Here is a 753-nt window from a genome sequence, read left to right as displayed (position 1 = left end):
GCTATCATCTATGTTGATTTGATTTACGTTTGTTAAATTTGTTTGATTTATATCTATTAAGTATTGCGACATAATATTGTCTCCTGTGAAATTATGTTGTTTTCCATTGACACACAATAAAGAATGCCGGGTGCTGAAAAACACGGTTCACAGTCCGTTGTTACACTTTTCCCTCGAAAGGGTATTGTATGGCATAACCACACCCGACAATTCCCTCTATATGCTATAAAGCACACTTGAGTCAAAACTTTACATTTGCAGAGGAGATATTGATTATAAAACCCATCCCCTGTGAACTTTAAGTGTTTTTCAAGTACTTACTGATTCGTTTAACAAAGTGATTCTATTGTTGTCAATATGAATTTTACTCTTTTTTAACTTTTTTCATTTCGATACTTATCTAATTGAATCTAAAGTTAAAAAGCAGGCGCCCCCGCCGCGCCCGTGCGTTATTTAAGCAGCCTCATTAATGCTATGCACATTATCAAAAATAGGATTATAAGCTTTTAGCAATGAAACTATTGATTCAATTGGTTCAGATTGACCGAATTCTGTAATAATTGCTAAAATTTTTGTAAAATTTGGAATTTCGTTTTGTAATTTAAAAAACAAAACTTTTTCGAGAGCCCCCATAAGCTCTACTAAAGAAACGTGATAGTTATCTTCAGTATCAATATCAATATTTTCACTATTAGCTTCTTTACACACAGCCATCCACAAATCACATAAGAAATCGGTAGTGATGTTGATTTC

General features: G+C 33.1%; 1 protein-coding gene. It reads right to left on the bottom strand.

The window, feature by feature from the left end; genetic code table 11:
- Window positions 1-453: 453 nt before the first annotated feature.
- The coding region (locus PVV65_RS09885; protein ID WP_273790041.1) for a hypothetical protein at window positions 454-753 on the bottom strand (300 nt) is incomplete at its 5' end.

Origin of the sequence: Bartonella sp. ML70XJBT, from assembly GCF_028618425.1 — a bacterium.
Classification (GTDB): Bacteria; Pseudomonadota; Alphaproteobacteria; order Rhizobiales; family Rhizobiaceae; genus Bartonella.
Note: the sequence above shows the minus strand (reverse complement) of the source record. Positions and strands in the feature narration are given on the sequence as shown.